The following is an 18379-nucleotide window of genomic DNA, read 5'->3' as shown; positions in this document are numbered from 1 at the left end:
GGCCATACGCTATGGCCCCCTTGAAAGAGGTACCTTTTTTGGTACACTTGGTCGAGTCACATCCACAGCTTCGGGTGTTTTTCTTTCGCAGTGACCTCGGTAATGAGCCAGTGCGGGAGTGGTTGAAAGCGTTGCCGCGCAACCAGCACAGGTTGATCGGAAACAAGATCAAGTCTGTTCAATTCGGTTGGCCGCTTGGCATGCCTCTGGTTCGGAAGATGGAAAGCGGACTCTGGGAGATCCGTATCGACCTGGGGGATAGCGTGGGACGGGTGATGTTCACGATCACCGATGGGGTGATGGTCTTGCTCCATGGATTCATCAAGAAAAGTCAAAAGACGCCCTCGATCGACCTCGCATTGGCCAGGCAGCGCAGGGCAAGCTTGCGGAGGCAAACGATATGAACCCGCACATCGGTTCGGATTTCGATGATTTTCTTGCCGAAGAAGGCATTCTGGAGGAGGTCACGGCCACAGCGCTCAAACGGGTGATTGCCTGGCAGCTGACTGAGGCGATGAAGCAGCAGAAGGTCAGCAAGAAGGCGCTTGCCGAGCGCATGCACACCAGCCGTACGGCGGTCGATCGAGCGCTTGATCAGACGGATGCCGGCATGACGCTGGCAACGCTGGCCAGTGCGGCGAGGGCGTTGGGGCAGCGCGTGGAAATACGTCTCGTGCCGGATGTCGCAACAACTCGCTGAGAAGTAGCACAAAAAAGCCCGGCACATGGCCGGGCTTTTTCACATCAGGCGTCTGCCAATCAGTTGCCGTACACCGGCAGCTTCTTGCAGATGGCCTTGACCTTCTCACGCACGGCGTCGATCACCGCTTCGTTGTTCAGGTCGGCCAGGATGTCGCAGATCCAGCCAGCCAGTTCGCGGCACTCGGCTTCCTTGAAGCCACGGGTGGTGACGGCTGGGGTGCCGAAACGCAGGCCCGAGGTGACGAAAGGCGAACGTGGGTCGTTCGGGACCGAGTTCTTGTTGACGGTGATGAAGGCCTTGCCCAGGGCGGCGTCGGCGTCCTTACCGGAGATTTCCTGCTTGATCAGCGACAGCAGGAACAGGTGGTTCTGGGTGCCGCCGGAAACGACGTCGAAACCACGCTCGATGAACACTTCGGCCATGGCCTGGGCGTTCTTCACCACTTGCTGCTGGTAGGCCTTGAACTCAGGCTGCAGCGCTTCCTTGAAGCAGATCGCCTTGGCGGCGATGACGTGCTCCAGCGGGCCGCCCTGGGCGCCCGGGAAGACCGCGGAATTCAGCTTCTTCTCGATGTCGGCGTTGGCACGGGCCAGGATCAGGCCGCCACGCGGACCGCGCAGGGTCTTGTGGGTGGTGGTGGTGACCACGTCGGCGAACGGAACCGGGTTCGGGTACACGCCAGCGGCAACCAGGCCAGCCACGTGGGCCATGTCGACGAACAGGTAGGCACCGACCTTGTCGGCGATTTCGCGGAAGCGTGGGAAGTCCAGGACTTGCGAGTAGGCGGAGAAGCCAGCGACGATCATCTTCGGCTTGTGCTCCAGGGCCAGTGCTTCGACTTCGTCGTAGTTGATCAGGCCGTTGGCGTCGATGCCGTACTGGATGGCGTTGTACAGCTTGCCCGAGGAGGAAACGCTGGCGCCGTGGGTCAGGTGACCGCCGTGGGCCAGGCTCATGCCGAGGATGGTATCACCGGCCGACAGCAGGGCCAGGTAGACAGCGGCGTTGGCCTGGGAACCGGCGTGCGGCTGGACGTTGGCGTAGTCGGCGCCGAACAGTTCCTTGGCGCGGTCGATGGCCAGTTGCTCGACGACGTCGACGTACTCGCAACCACCGTAGTAACGCTTGCCTGGGTAGCCTTCGGCGTACTTGTTGGTCAGAACCGAACCCTGGGCCTCCATGACCGCCGGGCTGGTGTAGTTTTCCGAAGCGATCAGCTCGATATGCTCTTCCTGGCGCAGGGCTTCTTGCTGCATGGCTTCGAAGAGCTCGGCGTCGTACTTGGCAATGGTCAAATCACGGCTGAACATGGCGGTCCTCAAGGATCGGGCAGAATTGGGGGTGCATTCTAACCGATTGATTCGCCGCTGGCATATGAAGTGGCATCAAGTCGCGGACCAATGGCCCTCATGTTGCAACCCGCGCCGTTTCTGGGCTGGAGTTGACTTTTGGGTCCGCTTTTCCGACGCTGCGCCGTGCCCTTGTAGGAGCGGCCTTGTGCCGCGAAAGGGCTGCGTAGCAGCCCCAGGATTTCAGCGTTGATGCAAGGTTGGCGGGGACCGCCTTGCGGTCCTTTCGCGGCACAAGGCCGCTCCTACAGGGCCGTGTGGTTTTGCGATTACTGGAACATGAACAACGTCTCGTTGCTGAACTGCGCCTCGAACTGGTTGGCCGGCATCGGCCGGCCGAACAGGTAGCCCTGCACCTCGTCGCAGCCGTGCTCACGCAGGAACTCCAGCTGCTCGTGGGTTTCCACGCCCTCGGCGATCACCGCCAGGTTGAGGCTGTGGGCCATGGCGATGATTGCCCGGGCGATCTGCGCGTCCTGCTCGCCCTCGGGCAGGCCGTCGACGAAGGTGCGGTCGATCTTGAGCACGTCGATGGGGAACTGCTTGAGGTAGTTGAGCGACGAGTAGCCGGTGCCGAAGTCATCGACCGCGATGCTCAGGCCGAGGTTCTTCAGGCTGTCGAGGATCTGCATGGCCTCGTTGACCTCGCGCATCAGGATGCTCTCGGTCAGCTCCAGCTCCAGGCAGGCCGGGGGCAGCCCGGTTTCCTCGAGGATGGTGGCGATGCGCGTGCCCAGCTGGCCGTCGGAGAACTGCCGGGCGGAAATGTTCACCGACACCTTCGGCACCCGCACCTTCTCCTTGTGCCAGGCCTTGAGCTGGCGGCACGCCTCGCGCAGCACCCAGTCGCCGACGTCGACCACCAGGCCCAGCTCTTCGATCACCGGGATGAAGTCGCCCGGCGGCACCAGGCCGCGGGTTGGGTGGCGCCAGCGCAGCAGCGCCTCGGCGCCGGTCAGGCGCTTGCCGTCGCCGCTGAACTGCGGCTGGTAGTAGAGGATGAACTCGTTCTGCTCCAGGGCATGGCGCAGGTCGCTTTCCAACTCCAGGCGCTCAAGGGCGCTGGCGTTCATGTCCGTCTGGTAGAACTGGAAGTTGTTCTTGCCGCGTTCCTTGGCGTGGTACATCGCCGTGTCGGCGTTCTTCATCAGCTGGCTGAGCTCGCTGCCGTCCTGCGGGCTCAGGGCGATGCCGATACTGGCGGTGACGAAGAACTCGCGGTTTTCCAGGACGAACGGCGTGACCAGCCCCTCGAGGATGTTCTCGGCGACATGGATGGCCCGGTTGAGCGCCTGCTCGCGGCTGGCCTTGGGCTGCAGCAGCAGGGTGAACTCGTCGCCGCCCATGCGCGCCACGGTGTCGTCGTCGTCGACGCAGGCCAGCAGGCGCTCGGCCATGTCCTTGAGCATGCGGTCGCCCGCGGCATGGCCGAGGGAGTCGTTGATCGGCTTGAATCGGTCGAGGTCGAGGAACATCAGCACCACCCAGGCCTTCTGCCGTTCGGCCTGTTGCAGGGCGGTGTACAGGCGGTCCTGGAACAGTGTGCGGTTGGGCAGGTGGGTCAGGGCATCGTAGTAGGCCAGGCGATGGATGCGCTGTTCACTGGCCTTGCGCTCGCTGATATCGGTGAAGAAGCACACGTAGCTGGCCAGGTCGCCCTCGTCGTCGAGCACTGCGGTGATGCCCACCCACGCCGGGTAGTGCTCACCGTTGCGGCGCTTGAGCCAGACCTCGCCTTCCCAGGTGCCGCGCTGGCTCAGTTGCTTGAGCACGTAGCCCAGCTGGGCGCTCTGCTGCTGTTCGACGGTGAGCATGCCGGGCAGCTGGTCGAGTACCTCGGCCACGGCATAGCCGCTGACCCGGCTGAAGGCCTCGTTGGCCTGGACGATATAGCCGGCCGGGTCGGTGATGAGGATCGCCGAGGTGGAGTGTTCGAACACTGTCGCGGCCATGCGCAGGTCTTTCTCGGCCCGGCGCTGCTGGCTGATATCGCGGCCCACGCCAAGCACGCCCTCGAAACGCTCGTGTTCGTCCCACACCAGCACCAGGCGCAATTCGATGGGGATCTTGCGGCCATCGGCGCGCAGGCAGTCGAACAGGAACAGCTGGGTGGGCAGGGTGCTGCGCAACTGGGCCAGTTGCTCACTGTCGCCCAGCACCTTGCTGACCCGCTCCAGCAGGTTGTAGACGCCGCTGAGCTGGGCGGGGTTGGCGACGATCGACTGCCAGCCGTTGGCGAAGATCCAGTCGGCCTGATAGCCCAGCACCGCCTGCACCGAGGGGCTGACGTAGTTCAGCTGCAGCTGGCTGTCGGTGGAGAAGATCACGTCGCTGATGCTCTCGGCGAGCATGCGGTAGCGCTGTTCGCTGTCGCGCAGGGACTCGCTGGCCTCGATCTGCACGGTGACATCCTTGCCCACGCCGATGATGCGGGTGACCAGGCCCTCGCTGTCGCGGGTCAGCACTTGTTCGCGGATGTCGTAGCAGCGCCAGCCGCCGTCACGGTGGCGGAAGCGCAGCTGGCAGTGCAGCGACTCGCCGTAGCTGGTATCGCGCTGCTGCTGGCGCAGGGCGCGGTAGTGCTCGGCGTCGCCGGGGTGCAGGAGCATCTCCCAGAAACGGTCGCCCATCTGTGCCAGCTCCACGCGGTCGTAGCCCAGGGTCTGGCCGAGGTGGCGGTTGCTGAAGATCATCCGCTGGCTGTTGACGTCCTGCACGTAGAGCTGGTCGGGCACGGTGCGCACCACATCCGACCAGAAGCCTTCGCGCTCCAGCAGCGACAGCTCCACCTGCTTGCGGCTGGTGATGTCGCTGATGCTCAGGATCACCGCCTGGTAGTCGCGACGCTGCTGGGGCAGGCGGGCCATCAGCCACAGGTGCAGCTCGCCGCCCAGCGGGGCGGGCAGGCGCACTTCCAGCTCAAGCTGCTGGCGCTCTTCAATCAGCGCGTCGAGCAACTGCATGCCGACACTGTCGCGGCTGTCGCCGCTGCCTTCGATCAGGCGCTGCCAGGCGCCTTCGTGGCAGTCGACGTTGAGCAACTGGCGCGCCACCTGGTTGATCTCGGTGATCTTCAGTTCCGCCAGCAGTGTGCGTCGCAGCCTGGTGTCCAGCGCCAGGCTCTGCTTGAGCGCGGCGCGGTTGCGCAGGTGATAGCGGTCGAGCTGGCCGGGCAGGCTGGAGAGGTCGAGCACGCACAGGGCCACGCCGGTGCCCTCGAAGATTTCCTGGTAGCGTCGGCGATCTTCCTGCAGGGCGCGCTGGCGCCGGCGCATGTTGATCAGCGCCAGCACCGGCAGCAGGGCGCAGAACAGCACCAGCACGCACTTGCCGATCAGCGCCGGCAGCAGTTTGTCGCGGGCAAGGCCGGCGTCGAACAGGCCGCGCAGTTGCCAGGTGCTGTTGTCGATGAACGCAAGCATCACGCTCTGCAGCGGTTCATCGCTGGTCTGGCGGTGGCCGTGGTGCTCGATGACCTCGCCGCTGCGGCTGTTTTCCAGCAGCCACAGGGGGTGGGTGGGGCCGTCCAGGTGACGGGTCAGCTCTGAGTAGTAGTCCGGGCTCAGGCGCAGCAGCCAGTAGCCGCGGTCCTGTTCGGTCGGCTGGCGCAGCAGCAGGTACACCTGTTTATTGTCGGGGCCGTTGCCATAGAAGAAGGCGCGGCCCTGATTCAGTTGCAGGAGGTCGTCAATCAGCTGACGGTCCGGGGTACCGTCGAGGCTGTCGCTGCGCACCTGCCCGGCGGCGTCCAGCCAGGCCAGGTCGCGCAGGGCCGGCAGGCGCGCCTGCAAGGTAGTGAGCAGGCTCGGCAGGGCGGCGGGCGCCGGTGGTTTGACGTAAGGCTGGACCAGGTTCAGCGATTGCTGGGCCTTGAGCGCCATGTTCAGGCTCAGGTGGTCGGCCAGTTCGGCGCTGGTCGCCAGGCTGTGCTGGCGCAGGTCGGCCTGGGTATGGCGGAATTGGGCGAACAGTTGCCACAGCAGCAAGCCCAGCAAAACCAGGGCGAGCAGGGCCAGCGCCCCCTTGAGCGAGCCACGCAGGTGTGCGCCGGCCGAGGTGTCGGCAGGCCGCAGGGATGACGGTTGCGTGAGATTGGTCAAGCGTTGGGTCCTGCGATTGGGCTGGCGATGGCAGGGGTTGGGTTCTCGCAGCATGCACGGCGCGTGCCGTGGTCGCTGCGCACTATAAGACGCAGGCGAGAAGCCGACTAGCATGCCTTCAAATATGGCAAAGTGCCAGTCCGTGTGTCCGCGGTCTGGTCAGCAGCCGGTCATGTCGGTTCGGCAAGCCCCTGCAACCTGTGCGAGAATGCCGCCCGCTTCATAGTCAACGCAACGGAGATGTACGGTTTTGGTTACCCACTATTCCTCCAACGGCCTCGATTCCGCCTGTGGGCGTAGCAGTCAGACCCTGGTCAGCACGGCCGTGGCCGAGGACGTATCCTGCAAGACCTGCCAGCGTTCGCTGGCCAAGCCGGACACGGCTGCCGTCAGTGCCAACAAGACGCCGTCGCTGGCCGAACTGCGCAAACAGGCCAAGCCTGCGGTCGAGCCCGTCGCCCCGGCGCCTGCCAAGCCTGTTGCCGCGCCCGCCAAGGTCGCGAGCAAGCCCGCCGCCGCCAAGGCTGCTGAAAAACCTGCTCGCAGCGGTGGCTTCAGCGTCAAGGCCGCCTGGGCCGCGCGTCTGTCCGAACAGTCGGACCGTTGCCGTCTGCCGCGTGGCAAGGTAAGGCAAGCTCACGTCTGAGCCTGCTCACCCTATCGCGGGTCAAGCCCGCTCCCACGAAACAATGCCGTGGCGTGGGAGCGGGCTTGACCCGCGATAGCCGCCGAGCGGCCCCGCCATCTACCCCATCTGTGCAACGCCGCGACTTGGCGTAGAATGGCCCACTTTGTTCAACGACACCCCGTAACTACATCCCCCTGGCCCATGCCGGGGCGCGTGTCTTTACCTATCTGATAGAGGGCTTGGTTTTGGCTCAATACGTCTACACCATGCATCGGCTGAGCAAGGTCGTGCCGCCGAAGCGGGAAATTCTCAAGAATATTTCCCTGTCGTTCTTCCCGGGCGCCAAGATCGGCGTGCTGGGCCTGAACGGCGCGGGTAAATCGACCCTGCTGCGGATCATGGCAGGCGTCGACAAGGAATTCGACGGCGAAGCCCGTCCGATGCCCGACATCAACGTCGGCTACCTGCCCCAGGAGCCGCAACTGGACCCGACCAAGACCGTGCGTGAAGTGGTCGAGGAAGCGGTCAGCGTGATCAAGGACGCCCAGGCTCGCCTGGACGAGGTCTACGCCGCCTACGCCGACCCGGATGCCGACTTCGACAAGCTGGCCGCCGAGCAGGCCAAGCTCGAGGCCATCCTGCAGGCCGCCGACGGCCACAACCTGGAGCGTCAGCTGGACGTCGCCGCCGACGCCCTGCGCCTGCCGGCCTGGGACGCCAGGATCGAGCACCTGTCCGGTGGCGAGAAGCGCCGCGTGGCCCTGTGCCGCCTGCTGCTGTCGGCTCCCGACATGCTGCTGCTGGACGAACCGACCAACCACCTGGACGCCGACTCGGTGGCCTGGCTTGAGCGTTTCCTCCACGACTTCCCCGGCACCGTGGTGGCGATCACCCACGACCGTTACTTCCTCGACAACGTCGCCGGCTGGATCCTCGAACTGGACCGCGGCGCCGGCATCCCGTACGAAGGCAACTACTCGGGCTGGCTGGAGGCCAAGTCGGATCGTCTGGCCCAGGAATCCAAGCAGCAGAGCGCCCACGAGAAGGCCATGAAAGAGGAACTGGAGTGGGTGCGCAAAGGCGCGAAAGCCCGCCAGTCCAAGTCCAAGGCCCGTCTGCAGCGCTTCGAAGAGATGCAGTCGCAGGAATTCCAGAAGCGCAGCGAGACCAACGAGATCTACATCCCGGCCGGTCCGCGCCTGGGCGACAAGGTCATCGAGTTCAAGAACGTCACCAAGGGCTACGGCGATCGCGTGCTGATCGACAACCTGTCGTTCGCCATGCCCAAGGGCGCCATCGTTGGCGTGATCGGCGGCAACGGTGCCGGTAAGTCGACCCTGTTCCGCATGCTGATGGGCAAGGAGCAACCGGACTCTGGCAGCATCGAGATCGGCGAAACCGTGCAGCTGGCCTGCGTCGACCAGAGCCGCGAGGACCTGGACGGCAGCAAGACCGTGTTCCAGCAGATCTCCGACGGTTCCGACCAGATTCGCATCGGCAGCTACGAGATCCCGTCGCGCACCTACGTCGGCCGCTTCAACTTCAAGGGCGGCGACCAGCAGAAGTTCGTCAAGGACCTCTCCGGTGGTGAGCGTGGCCGCCTGCACCTGGCCCTGACCCTGAAGGAGGGCGGCAACGTCCTGCTGCTCGACGAACCGTCCAACGACCTCGACGTCGAAACCCTGCGTTCCCTGGAGGAAGCCCTGCTGGACTTCCCGGGCGCCGCCATCGTGATTTCCCACGACCGTTGGTTCCTGGACCGTGTGGCCACTCACATCCTGGCGTACGAGGACGACTCGAGCGTGGTGTTCTTCGAGGGCAACTACACCGAGTACGAAGCCGACCGCAAGAAGCGCCTGGGCGACGCCGCTGCCCAGCCGCACCGTGTGCGTCACAAGAAACTGGCCCAGTAAGGCGGTTTCGGTTGCACAAGAATGGGGCCCTTCGGGGCCCCATTTTTGTGCCTGGAATATGCTGTTTGTTTTGTTTGCGTGGGAGCAGGCTTGCCCCGCGATGGCTCGCGCTCAGGCAATCGCGGGGCAAGCCCGCTCTCACGATTCAGTCATTGATTCTGTATACACTTATAGAAATTGCACCAAATAATTTCATAAAAACGACATCTCGCCCTGTTCCAGTGCGATTGGTTCTTGGTACATTCGGGAAAAAACCAAAAACAATCCCTCTTGGTGAGATGTCTACCATGATCGAATCTGTCGACGATTTCCTGGCCCGCCTGCAACAGCGCGACCCGGCCCAGCCCGAGTTCCACCAGGCCGTGGAGGAGGTGCTGCGCAGCCTGTGGCCTTTCCTCGAAGCCAATCCTCACTACCTGCAGGCGGGCATCCTCGAGCGCATGGTCGAGCCCGAGCGCGCCGTGCTGTTTCGTGTGTCGTGGGTCGATGATCAGGGCAAGGTCCAGGTCAACCGCGGCTACCGCATCCAGATGAGCAGCGCCATCGGCCCGTACAAGGGCGGCCTGCGTTTCCACCCGTCGGTGAACCTGGGCGTGCTCAAGTTCCTGGCCTTCGAGCAGGTGTTCAAGAATTCGCTGACCTCGCTGCCCATGGGCGGCGGCAAGGGCGGTTCGGACTTCGATCCGAAGGGCAAGAGCGACGCCGAAGTGATGCGCTTCTGCCAGGCATTCATGAGCGAGCTGTACCGTCACATCGGCGCCGACCTTGACGTGCCGGCCGGTGACATCGGCGTCGGCGCCCGCGAGATCGGCTTCCTGTTCGGTCAGTACAAGCGCCTGGCCAACCAGTTCACCTCGGTGCTGACCGGCAAGGGCATGACCTACGGCGGCAGCCTGATCCGTCCGGAGGCCACCGGCTACGGCTGCGTGTATTTCGCCGAAGAGATGCTCAAGCGCCAGGACAAGCGCATCGACGGTCGCCGCGTGGCGATCTCTGGCTCCGGCAACGTTGCCCAGTACGCCGCGCGCAAGGTCATGGACCTGGGCGGCAAGGTCATCTCGCTGTCCGACTCCGAAGGCACCCTGTTCTGTGAAGCCGGGCTGAGCGACGCGCAATGGGATGCGCTGATGGAACTGAAGAACGTCAAGCGTGGCCGCCTCAGCGAGCTGGCCGGGCCGTTCGGCCTGGAGTTCCGCAAGGGGCAGACGCCGTGGAGCCTGCCGTGCGACATCGCCCTGCCGTGCGCCACCCAGAACGAGCTGAACGCCGAGGACGCCCGTACCCTGCTGCGCAACGGCTGCATCTGCGTGGCCGAGGGCGCCAACATGCCGACTACCCTGGAGGCTGTGGATATCTTCATCGAGGCCGGCATCCTCTATGCGCCGGGCAAGGCTTCCAACGCCGGTGGCGTGGCCGTGTCGGGCCTTGAGATGTCGCAGAACGCCATGCGCCTGCTGTGGACTGCAGGCGAGGTGGACAGCAAGCTGCACCACATCATGCAGTCGATCCACCATGCGTGCGTGCATTATGGGGAAGAGGCTGATGGCCGCATCAACTATGTGAAAGGCGCCAACATCGCGGGCTTTGTGAAAGTCGCCGATGCCATGCTGGCCCAGGGCGTGGTCTGATCTCGGATCGCAGGGGCCGCTCTGCGGCCCTTTCGCGGCACAAGGCCGCTCCTACAGGAACAGCGCATGGTCGAATCTTTGCGCAATACCTGTAGGAGCGGCCTTGTGCCGCGAAAGGGCTGCAAAGCAGCCCCTCAACCCTCAACCTCGATCCCGGCAATCTCGATCATCTGATCCCCCGCCGGCCTTCGCCACAACACCTCATCCCCAGGCCCCGCCCCCAGCAACGCCCGCCCCAGCGGTGAGCCCCAGTTGATCAGCCCATGCTGCGCATCTGCCTGGTCCTCGCCCACCAGTTGCACCTGATGCTCCTGGCCATTCTCATCGACAAAGCGCACCCGGCTGCCAATCTGTACCTTCTGCGTGGACGTGGCAGTAGGCACCACCTGCGCACTTTGTACGCGGGCGTTGAAGTAGCGCAGGTCACGCTCGGTATCGGCCAATCGCTGTCGGTCGGCGCGCTCGCCCTGCGCTTGCAGCTCGCCGCGTAGCGCATTGAGCGCGGCCAGCCGTTGCTGCAACTGGGCAAGACCGCTGGCAGTGACATAGTTGGGCTGGTCGCTGACGCGTCGCTCCACCGGCTGGCTGGCCTGGGCGGCGGCCTGGTCCTCGTTGACGAATGCTCGGCTCATGCAAAGGCCTCCTTGTACTGGAGACCATGGTGGCAGGTTGCGGGTTGCAACGGTTGTCCGTTTGCGAGGTCACTTGCGGCGATAGGCGCGGGCGGCGTCCTGGTCCTTTTCCTGCTGCCAGTCGCGGTCGCGCTCGTCCCAGTAGCGTTCGCGGTATTCGCGCAGGTCTTCGTTGGACTGCATGGCGTGGCACTGGCGAAAGCCGTCGTCCCAGCCGCTTTCGTACTGGCGATTGCGCAGGTAGCGCGGGACATCCTTGCGAAAGTCGCCGGCCATCAGCCCGGCGGCCTGGCGACCGCTGCTGCAGCCGTCCTGGAAGCCGTCGGCGTAGGCGGGGGGATAGCCTTGATTGACCATCTGTTCATGGGTGGTCTCGCACCCCGCCAGCAGTAACACGACGCACAATCCCAACCCGTACCGCAACATGGCCACCAGACCCTCGGAGTGATACTGCAAAGTCTAGGAGGGGAATTGTCGGCGCGATGTCAAAACGCTGTCGAAGGATTGCACCTGGACCGCTTTGCGGTCCTTTCGCGGCGCAAGGCCGCTCCTACAGTGTAGGAGCGGCCTCGTGCCGCGAAAGGGCTGCGCAGCGGCCCCACGGTTTCAATACTGATACCACTTCAGCTCCAGCATCACCTCGTTCTGCGCCGTGGCCAGATGACTGAACTGCCGCGAAGCGCTCAACCTCAGCCCCAGGTCACGGCTGATTTCCCACTGCTGGTTCAGGCTCACGCTGCGCCGTACCTCGCCATTGGCAAAGTAATCCCCCTTGGCCTCCAGGGTCAGGTTGCCCAGCCCATTGCGCCATAGCAGCCCGCCATTGAACCCGGCCGCCGGCGAGATGAATTCGGCGAAATCATTGTGGTGTTCAACACGCACTGTACCCAGGGCAAAGCCCAGCAGGTCGTCGCCCAGCTGCCAGGTACCGCCAGCGCCGCCGTTGACATGGCTGACCAGCACCTCGTCGTCGTGCTTGCCCGGCACCCGCTCCAGGCCCCCGGCGACCTGCCACGACCAGGGCTTGAGCAACTCATTGCGCGGGGTCAGCGAGCGGATGGTGGCCAGGTCCAGGCGCTGCACCTGCCAGTCGTTACCCTCGTACTGGCGCAGCTTGAGCTGGAGGATCTCGATCTGCGCGCCCAGGGGGAAGCCGTACAGGTTGTCGTTGAGGTCGTGATAGGCCATGCGCAGGCCGTACTCGGCATAGGCGCGGTCTTCACGGCTGCCGACCCCCAGTTGCCAGGTGCGCGACTGATGGCCGTCCTCGGGCAGGCCCGGGCGCTCGATCGCCAGCGGCGGCGGCGGGTTGCGGTTGATTGCCTTGAGCAGTTCGAAACTGCGCGCGGCCTGGGCCGGGTCGCGTTCCTGGCCGTTGGCCCGGTAGCGCTCCAGGCGGTAGGCGGCATCCTGCACCAGCGCCTGGCGTTCGCGGGGCAGGGCGGTGAAATCGGGGCTTTGCAGCTGGGCGGTGTCGGCGCTGATGGCCAGCACCTGCTGTTTCTCCTCATGGCCCAGCGGCTCGGCGCGGGCCAGCAGCTCGCGCTCGCGGGAGGGGCGGTAGCGCACATCGGAGACCAGCCCCGACTGCTTGACCGCCTTGACCGTGTCGGTGGGAATGGCGGTCAGCGGGAACTGCGAGGTCAGGTCCAGGCTCGGGCGTGCCACCTGCAGCAGTTCCAGGAGGCGGTAGGAGCAGTTCTCGTCGAAGAAGAAGTAGTCGAACTTGATCTGCTTGAGCTCCCACACGTGCTCGACCATGCGTCCGGTCTCCTCGGGCGTCAGGTCCAACTGGTATTCCCACAGGTCGCGGTTTTCCAGGCTGCGGTACTCGGAGAGCTTCTCCTGGTAGGGCATCATCGCGAACAGGCCGGGATAGCCACCCATCAGGCCCTTCCAGGCATAGAGGATGCTGTTGTCGCTGCCTTCGATGTAGGCGCCGAAGTTGATCGCGTAACTCAGCAGCGTGGTGTCGTCGCGGCGGGTGTTGGACTGGTCGATGCGCAGCAGCGTGTGGCCGAACATCGACGACGGGCTGTTGAGGTAGGCCGCCGGGAAGATCAGCGTTGCGCTGTGCGGGTCGATGGATTTGTACCAGGTCTTGAATTCCTGGCAGTCCGGGCTCGGCAGGCCGGTGAGGTCCAGCTGCTCGCGCAGCCAGCGGGTGCGTGCGGGGAACACGCACTGGGCATGCTTGTCGCCCAGGCTGGCCGGGGCGTACAGGGCGGCGACCGTGGCCTGCAGCTCCTGGTCCGGGTGATGGGCGCCATCTTCAGCGAGGAAGAAGCGTCGATCGTCCACATAGCTGCGCCAGCCGCCGAGCTTGGCGGTCTCGTAGTGCCCGAGGGCGATCCAGTAGGGCGTGGCCGCCAACTGCTGGACGCGGGCCGGGTCGAGCTGGGGTGCGGCATGAATCGGTGCGCTGACGATCAGCGCCAGGGAAGCGAGGCGTTTGAGCATGTCGGGCAACTACATCCTGATGATGCCGGAAGGTGAAGCGCCAAACCCGCCCCGCAACCGGGGCGGGAGGCGTGGAACTCAAGCCTCGGTGGCGTACTTGGCCAGTTGCGGGTCGCTCTTGAGCACGGCCAGGGTGTTGGAGTGGACAGTCTCGGCAGTCACGTCGGCGCTGCTGAAGATCTGCTGGAAGTGCTCATGGGTGACGGCGGCGAAGCGCGCGCGGTCTTCAGGGGCTACACCGAGGACCACGGCATAGGTGGTCAGGGCTTCGCCCTGGCCCTGGGCCATGTCTTCGGAGAGCTCGTTCATCATGCCGTTCATGGCGAACCAGGATTTGCCGCCATAGGTGAGCGCGGCCTTGGTCGAGCAGCCGTTGGTGCCCGAGGTCATGCCGAAGGTTGCGTTGCCGGAGGTGCCGTTGGTGGTGGAAGCCAGGAAGTGGGCCGGTGTGCCGCGCTGGCCCTCGAACAGCAGGTTGCCCCAGCCGCAGTTCGGGCCGCCCGGCGCTTCGGCCATGGCGTTGATCGAGACAGCGGCGAACAGAGTACCCAGAAGAATCCGTTTCATAGCGTTGTTCTCTTTCTCAAGTGACGTACCAATGGTCAGGGTTCTGGCAACGCGGTTGCCAGGGCGGGAGGATTTCCATCCCCCTGCGCAGCTTGGAGTTTAGGCACGATCCAAAGGTTGCGTTGTTTATTGCGAAAAATTGCTTGCGCGATCGGCCATGTTGGGCTGTGACATAAAGTCCCACGGAGCCTTGCCGCTGCGCGCTGGCGGCGCCAGAATGCCTTCCATCCGCCCCGCCGAAGTAAGGAAACCCAATGCCCGATTCTGTCGCCTCGCGCCTGCGTCTCGCGCCCGAAGCCCTGACCCGGCGTTTCTCCGCTGAACAGTTCGCTTTCTCCAACACCGACGACCTGGAGCCGTTTCGTGGCGTCCTGGGCCAGGAGCGTGCCGTCGAGGCCCTGCAGTTCGGCGTGGCCATGCCGCGCCCCGGTTACAACGTGTATGTGATGGGCGAGCCCGGCACGGGCCGCTTCTCGTTCGTCAAGCGTTACCTCAAGGCCGAAGGCAAGCGCCAGCACACCCCGGCCGACTGGCTGTACGTCAACAACTTCGAGGACTCCCGCGAGCCCCGCGCCCTCGAGCTGCCGTCCGGCAGCGCCCATGAGTTCATCAGCGACATGAACGGGCTGATCGACAACCTGCTGGCCACCTTCCCGGCGGTGTTCGAGCACCCGTCCTACCAGCAGAAGAAGAGCGCCATCGACCGCGCCTTCAACCAGCGTTACGACCGGGCGCTGGACGTGATCGAACGGGCCTCGCTGGAAAAGGACGTGGCCCTGTACCGCGACAGCAGCAATGTCGCCTTCACCCCCATGGCCGATGGCAAGGCGCTGGATGAAGCCGAATTCGCCCAACTGCCGGAGGCGTTGCGCGAGCGCTTCCACGAGGACATCGCCGAGCTGGAGGAACGCCTGAACGAGGAGCTCTCCAGCCTGCCGCAGTGGAAGCGCGAATCGAACAACCAGTTGCGCCAGCTCAATGAAGAGACCATCACCCTCGCCCTGCAGCCGCTGCTGGCGCCGCTGTCGGAGAAGTACGCGGAAAACGCCGCAGTGTGCGCCTACCTGCAATCGGTGCAACTGAACCTGCTGCGCACCGTGGTCGAGCAGTTGGTCGATGACAGCAAGACCGACGCCGTGGCGCGCAAGATGCTCGAGGAGCAGTACGCGCCCAACCTGGTGGTCGGCCATCCCGGCAAGGGCGGAGCGCCGGTGGTGTTCGAGCCGCACCCGACCTACGACAACCTGTTCGGCCGCATTGAATACAGCACCGACCAGGGCGCGCTATACACCTCCTACCGCCAGTTGCGCGCGGGGGCGTTGCACCGCGCCAACGGCGGCTTCCTGATCCTGGAAGCGGAGAAGATGCTCGGCGAGCCGTTCGTCTGGGACGCCCTCAAGCGCGCCCTGCAATCGCGCAAGCTGAAGATGGAGTCGCCGCTGGGCGAACTGGGTCGTGTCGCCACCGTCAGCCTGACGCCGCAGATGATCCCGCTCAGCGTCAAGCTGGTGATCATCGGCTCGCGCCAGCTGTACTACGCGCTGCAGGACCACGACTCGGACTTCCAGGAGATGTTCCGGGTGCTGGTGGATTTCGACGAAGACATGCCCATGGTCGACGAGAACCTGGAGCAGTTCGCCCAGCTGTTGCGCACCCGCACCAACGAAGAGGGCATGGCGCCTTTGACCAGCGATGCGGTGGCGCGCCTGGCCACCTACAGCGCGCGCCTGGCCGAGAACCAGTCGCGGTTGTCGGCACGGATCGGCGACCTGTTCCAGCTGGTCAGCGAGGCGGACTTCATCCGCCAGCTGGCCAACGAGGCCATGACCGATGCCGGCCACATCGAGCGCGCGCTCAAGGCCAAGGCCCAGCGCACCGGGCGGGTGTCGCAGCGGGTGCTCGACGACATGCTCGCCGGGATCATCCTGATCGACACCGAAGGCGCGGCGATCGGCAAGTGCAACGGCCTGACCGTGCTCGAGGTCGGTGATTCGGCGTTCGGCATGCCGGCGCGGATTTCCGCCACCGTCTACCCCGGCGGCAGCGGCATCGTCGACATCGAGCGCGAGGTCAACCTCGGCCAGCCGATCCACTCCAAGGGGGTGATGATCCTCACCGGCTACCTGGGCAGCCGCTACGCCCAGGAGTTCCCCCTGGCGATTTCGGCGAGCATCGCCCTGGAGCAGTCCTACGGCTACGTCGATGGCGACAGCGCCTCGCTGGGCGAGGCCTGCACACTGATTTCGGCGCTGTCGCGCACGCCGCTCAAGCAGTGCTTCGCCATCACCGGCTCGATCAACCAGTTCGGCGAGGTGCAGGCGGTCGGCGGGGTCAACGAGAAGATCGAAGGCTTCTTCCGTCTCTGCGAGGCCCGTGGCCTGACCGGCGAACAGGGCGTGATCATCCCGCGGGCCAACGTCGCCACACTGATGCTCGACGAGCGGGTGGTGCAGGCGGTCGAGGCCGGGCGCTTCCATGTCTACGCCGTCAGCCAGGCCGACGAGGCGCTGAGCCTGCTGGTCGGCGAGGAAGCCGGCGCGGTCGACGACAAGGGCGAATTCGCCGAGGGCAGCGTCAACGCCCGGGTGGTCGAGCGCCTGCGGGTGATCGCCGAGATGATCAGCGAGGAGGAGATCAAGGAGGCCGAGAAGGAGCGCATGGAGGAGGTCATCGCCCAGGCCAAGCCTGCCTGAGTCAATAAACCGGCGCTAGCGGCCATGTGCTACCGTTCAGCGCCGGTTTTCCAACTTTTTCCTCAGCTCGGCTAAAGTGGAACTTAAGGACGTTGTCAGGGTTCAGGATGGAAACAGCCTGAGGGTTTCAGGCTGAACAGGGCTTTACAGAGGGGACGCCGCCATGCGCAACCTCAGCCTCACCCGCCAGTGCCTGGGCCTGGTGACCCGCATCGAATGCAGCATCCGTCCGCTGGCCGGGGACAACGGCATGTGGACCTTGCTGTTCGCCGCCGGCATGGCCGGCGAACAACCCTCGGCGATCAAGGCCCAGGGCCCGTTCCATGGGCCGATGGTGGCCGAGTCGGTGATGAACGCCATCGTCGACAGCCTCACCCTTCATGGTTATCAGGTCGCGGAAGACCCGCAGATCTGGTGCCTGCACCTGCAGGCGCAGTTGCGCCGGATCAACGGTGAGCGTTGCCGCAATCTTGGGGACTATCAGTTCCATCCGGAGACCTGAGCGTCTTTCCTGTGGAACCAGGTTCCCGTGGGAGCGGGCTTGCCCCGCGATAAAGGCCCGGCCTGGCCATTGTGACAAGATGGCTGGCGCCATCGCGGGGCAAGCCCGCTCCCACGAAGTCGTCTCCACAAAGCCCGTTCCCACGTGCGGCAACCAGCCGCAGGCTTTTGCTGTCACAGGTGGCTGGCTATACTCGCGCTCGCTTTTCCAGTCACTTCACGAGTCCCCTACTGTCCATGGAACGTATCCTCGAAAACGCGATGTATGCCTCACGCTGGCTGCTCGCCCCGATCTACTTCGGCCTCTCGCTTGGCCTGCTGGCACTGGCCCTGAAGTTCTTCCAGGAAATCATCCATGTCCTGCCCAACGTCTTCACCCTCGCCGAAGCCGACCTGATCCTGGTGATCCTGTCGCTGATCGACATGTCGCTGGTCGGCGGCCTGTTGGTGATGGTGATGATCTCGGGCTACGAGAACTTCGTCTCGCAGCTGGACATCGACGACAGCAAGGAGAAGCTCAACTGGCTCGGCAAGATGGATTCTTCGTCGCTGAAGATGAAGGTCGCCGCGTCCATCGTCGCCATCTCGTCGATCCACCTGCTGCGGGTGTTCATGGATGCGCAGAACATCTCCACCGACTACCTGATGTGGTACGTGATCATCCACATGACCTTCGTCATCTCGGCGTTTGTCATGGGTTATTTGGATCGCATTACCAAGCACTGATTGGTTTGGGCGCTATCGCGGGGCAAGCCCGCTCCCACGCAACCCTCAAGGTATGCGTGGGAGCGGGCTTGCCCCGCGATCTTTCTGACCGACGGCAGCTTGTGCTTTCGCCGTTGTCGTACAAAAAATGAGCACTCATGCGTGGTTCCCGCAGCGAGGTACGCCCATGAACCTGCATCAGCTCAATACCGAGGCCAGGGCTGGCCATGTCGACGAACTCAACCTGATCGCCATCGAAGGTGGTGACTACCTGCTCGAGGCCCGGGTCAAGGGCCGTCCCCACCCATTGGACGATGCGCGTGGCAAGCGCTTGCGCGTGCATTCGGTCGAAGACGCGCGTCAGCTCCTGCAAGCGCTTCCCCTGCTGTCGATGAACCTGGTTCACTGGTCCGTGCAGGATGAGATGTGTGGCCTGGGTCTGCACCCGGAAGAAGACCTCAAGGTCCCGATTTCCCAGCGTTCGGCCTGGTAGCTGCTTC

General features: G+C 64.3%; 15 protein-coding genes. 9 read left to right on the top strand and 6 right to left on the bottom strand.

What is annotated here, in order from left to right:
• The first annotated feature begins 11 nt into the window (after positions 1-11).
• Both POF53_RS13800 and POF53_RS13795 read left to right on the top strand, forming a co-directional pair.
• Positions 12-404, top strand: coding sequence for a type II toxin-antitoxin system RelE/ParE family toxin (locus POF53_RS13800; protein ID WP_232855733.1), 393 nt, complete (start codon positions 12-14; stop codon positions 402-404).
• Positions 401-700, top strand: coding sequence for a helix-turn-helix domain-containing protein (locus POF53_RS13795; RefSeq protein WP_110739110.1), 300 nt, complete (start codon positions 401-403; stop codon positions 698-700). The genes POF53_RS13800 and POF53_RS13795 overlap by 4 nt, the downstream gene beginning before the upstream one ends.
• A 59-nt stretch (positions 701-759) precedes the next feature.
• Here the strand turns inward: POF53_RS13795 and glyA are convergent, their stop codons facing one another.
• Together glyA and POF53_RS13785 are read right to left on the bottom strand one after the other, a co-directional pair.
• Positions 760-2013 (bottom strand): serine hydroxymethyltransferase, encoded by a 1254-nt coding sequence (gene glyA, locus POF53_RS13790; protein WP_028691350.1) that lies wholly within the window; start codon positions 2011-2013, stop codon positions 760-762.
• A 308-nt stretch (positions 2014-2321) separates the two neighbouring features.
• Positions 2322-6152: a sensor domain-containing protein gene (locus POF53_RS13785; protein ID WP_232855731.1), complete on the bottom strand. Its 3831-nt coding sequence runs from the start codon at positions 6150-6152 to the stop codon at positions 2322-2324.
• Between the two features lie 250 nt (positions 6153-6402).
• On the opposite strand from POF53_RS13785, the gene POF53_RS13780 reads away from it, so the two are divergent.
• The 3 genes from POF53_RS13780 to gdhA all read left to right on the top strand — a co-directional run bounded on the left by POF53_RS13780 (position 6403) and on the right by gdhA (position 10321).
• Positions 6403-6798 carry a hypothetical protein gene (locus POF53_RS13780; RefSeq protein ID WP_498968114.1) on the top strand — a complete coding sequence of 132 codons (396 nt, stop codon included), beginning with the start codon at positions 6403-6405 and terminating at the stop codon, positions 6796-6798.
• Positions 6799-7025: 227 nt separating this feature from the next.
• Positions 7026-8693 carry an energy-dependent translational throttle protein EttA gene (gene ettA / locus POF53_RS13775; protein WP_186734197.1) on the top strand — a complete coding sequence of 556 codons (1668 nt, stop codon included), beginning with the start codon at positions 7026-7028 and terminating at the stop codon, positions 8691-8693.
• A 287-nt stretch (positions 8694-8980) separates the two neighbouring features.
• Positions 8981-10321: an NADP-specific glutamate dehydrogenase gene (gene gdhA / locus POF53_RS13770; protein ID WP_203650517.1), complete on the top strand. Its 1341-nt coding sequence runs from the start codon at positions 8981-8983 to the stop codon at positions 10319-10321.
• Positions 10322-10455: 134 nt separating this feature from the next.
• Here the strand turns inward: gdhA and POF53_RS13765 are convergent, their stop codons facing one another.
• The 4 genes from POF53_RS13765 to POF53_RS13750 all read right to left on the bottom strand — a co-directional run bounded on the left by POF53_RS13765 (position 10456) and on the right by POF53_RS13750 (position 13980).
• Positions 10456-10953: a GreA/GreB family elongation factor gene (locus POF53_RS13765; protein WP_232855730.1), complete on the bottom strand. Its 498-nt coding sequence runs from the start codon at positions 10951-10953 to the stop codon at positions 10456-10458.
• A 69-nt stretch (positions 10954-11022) separates the two neighbouring features.
• Positions 11023-11349 carry a hypothetical protein gene (locus POF53_RS13760; RefSeq protein WP_498968111.1) on the bottom strand — a complete coding sequence of 109 codons (327 nt, stop codon included), beginning with the start codon at positions 11347-11349 and terminating at the stop codon, positions 11023-11025.
• 210 nt (positions 11350-11559) lie between these two features.
• Positions 11560-13413 carry an Lnb N-terminal periplasmic domain-containing protein gene (locus tag POF53_RS13755; RefSeq protein WP_498968109.1) on the bottom strand — a complete coding sequence of 618 codons (1854 nt, stop codon included), beginning with the start codon at positions 13411-13413 and terminating at the stop codon, positions 11560-11562.
• Between the two features lie 78 nt (positions 13414-13491).
• Positions 13492-13980: a DUF3015 domain-containing protein gene (locus tag POF53_RS13750; protein WP_028691183.1), complete on the bottom strand. Its 489-nt coding sequence runs from the start codon at positions 13978-13980 to the stop codon at positions 13492-13494.
• A 254-nt stretch (positions 13981-14234) separates the two neighbouring features.
• On the opposite strand from POF53_RS13750, the gene POF53_RS13745 reads away from it, so the two are divergent.
• The 4 genes from POF53_RS13745 (at position 14235) to POF53_RS13730 (ending at position 18372) form a co-directional block, all read left to right on the top strand.
• On the top strand, positions 14235-16673 hold the full coding sequence (locus POF53_RS13745; RefSeq protein WP_203650523.1) for a Lon protease family protein: 2439 nt from the start codon (positions 14235-14237) through the stop codon (positions 16671-16673).
• Positions 16674-16836: 163 nt separating this feature from the next.
• Positions 16837-17175: a PA4575 family protein gene (locus POF53_RS13740; RefSeq protein ID WP_023631147.1), complete on the top strand. Its 339-nt coding sequence runs from the start codon at positions 16837-16839 to the stop codon at positions 17173-17175.
• A gap of 236 nt (positions 17176-17411) precedes the next feature.
• Positions 17412-17900 (top strand): TIGR00645 family protein, encoded by a 489-nt coding sequence (locus tag POF53_RS13735; RefSeq protein WP_203650525.1) that lies wholly within the window; start codon positions 17412-17414, stop codon positions 17898-17900.
• A gap of 166 nt (positions 17901-18066) precedes the next feature.
• Complete coding sequence (locus POF53_RS13730) at positions 18067-18372, top strand: DUF6482 family protein (RefSeq protein ID WP_254464310.1); 306 nt, start codon at positions 18067-18069, stop codon at positions 18370-18372.
• Positions 18373-18379 lie beyond the last annotated feature (7 nt).

Source organism: Mitsuaria sp. RG (assembly GCF_028369275.1).
In the GTDB taxonomy this organism is placed as follows: Bacteria; Pseudomonadota; Gammaproteobacteria; order Pseudomonadales; family Pseudomonadaceae; genus Aquipseudomonas; species Aquipseudomonas peradeniyensis.
Note: the sequence above shows the minus strand (reverse complement) of the source record. Positions and strands in the feature narration are given on the sequence as shown.

What these genes read in the sequence shown, in the direction of transcription:
- POF53_RS13800 (WP_232855733.1), top strand. Translation starts at nt 12, where the DNA reads ATGGCCCCCTTGAAAGAGGTACCTTTTTTGGTACACTTGGTCGAGTCA.
- POF53_RS13795 (WP_110739110.1), top strand. Translation starts at nt 401, where the DNA reads ATGAACCCGCACATCGGTTCGGATTTCGATGATTTTCTTGCCGAAGAA.
- glyA (WP_028691350.1), bottom strand. Translation starts at nt 2,013, where the DNA reads ATGTTCAGCCGTGATTTGACCATTGCCAAGTACGACGCCGAGCTCTTC.
- gdhA (WP_203650517.1), top strand. Translation starts at nt 8,981, where the DNA reads ATGATCGAATCTGTCGACGATTTCCTGGCCCGCCTGCAACAGCGCGAC.
- POF53_RS13765 (WP_232855730.1), bottom strand. Translation starts at nt 10,953, where the DNA reads ATGAGCCGAGCATTCGTCAACGAGGACCAGGCCGCCGCCCAGGCCAGC.
- POF53_RS13755 (WP_498968109.1), bottom strand. Translation starts at nt 13,413, where the DNA reads ATGCTCAAACGCCTCGCTTCCCTGGCGCTGATCGTCAGCGCACCGATT.
- POF53_RS13750 (WP_028691183.1), bottom strand. Translation starts at nt 13,980, where the DNA reads ATGAAACGGATTCTTCTGGGTACTCTGTTCGCCGCTGTCTCGATCAAC.
- POF53_RS13745 (WP_203650523.1), top strand. Translation starts at nt 14,235, where the DNA reads ATGCCCGATTCTGTCGCCTCGCGCCTGCGTCTCGCGCCCGAAGCCCTG.
- POF53_RS13740 (WP_023631147.1), top strand. Translation starts at nt 16,837, where the DNA reads ATGCGCAACCTCAGCCTCACCCGCCAGTGCCTGGGCCTGGTGACCCGC.
- POF53_RS13735 (WP_203650525.1), top strand. Translation starts at nt 17,412, where the DNA reads ATGGAACGTATCCTCGAAAACGCGATGTATGCCTCACGCTGGCTGCTC.
- POF53_RS13730 (WP_254464310.1), top strand. Translation starts at nt 18,067, where the DNA reads ATGAACCTGCATCAGCTCAATACCGAGGCCAGGGCTGGCCATGTCGAC.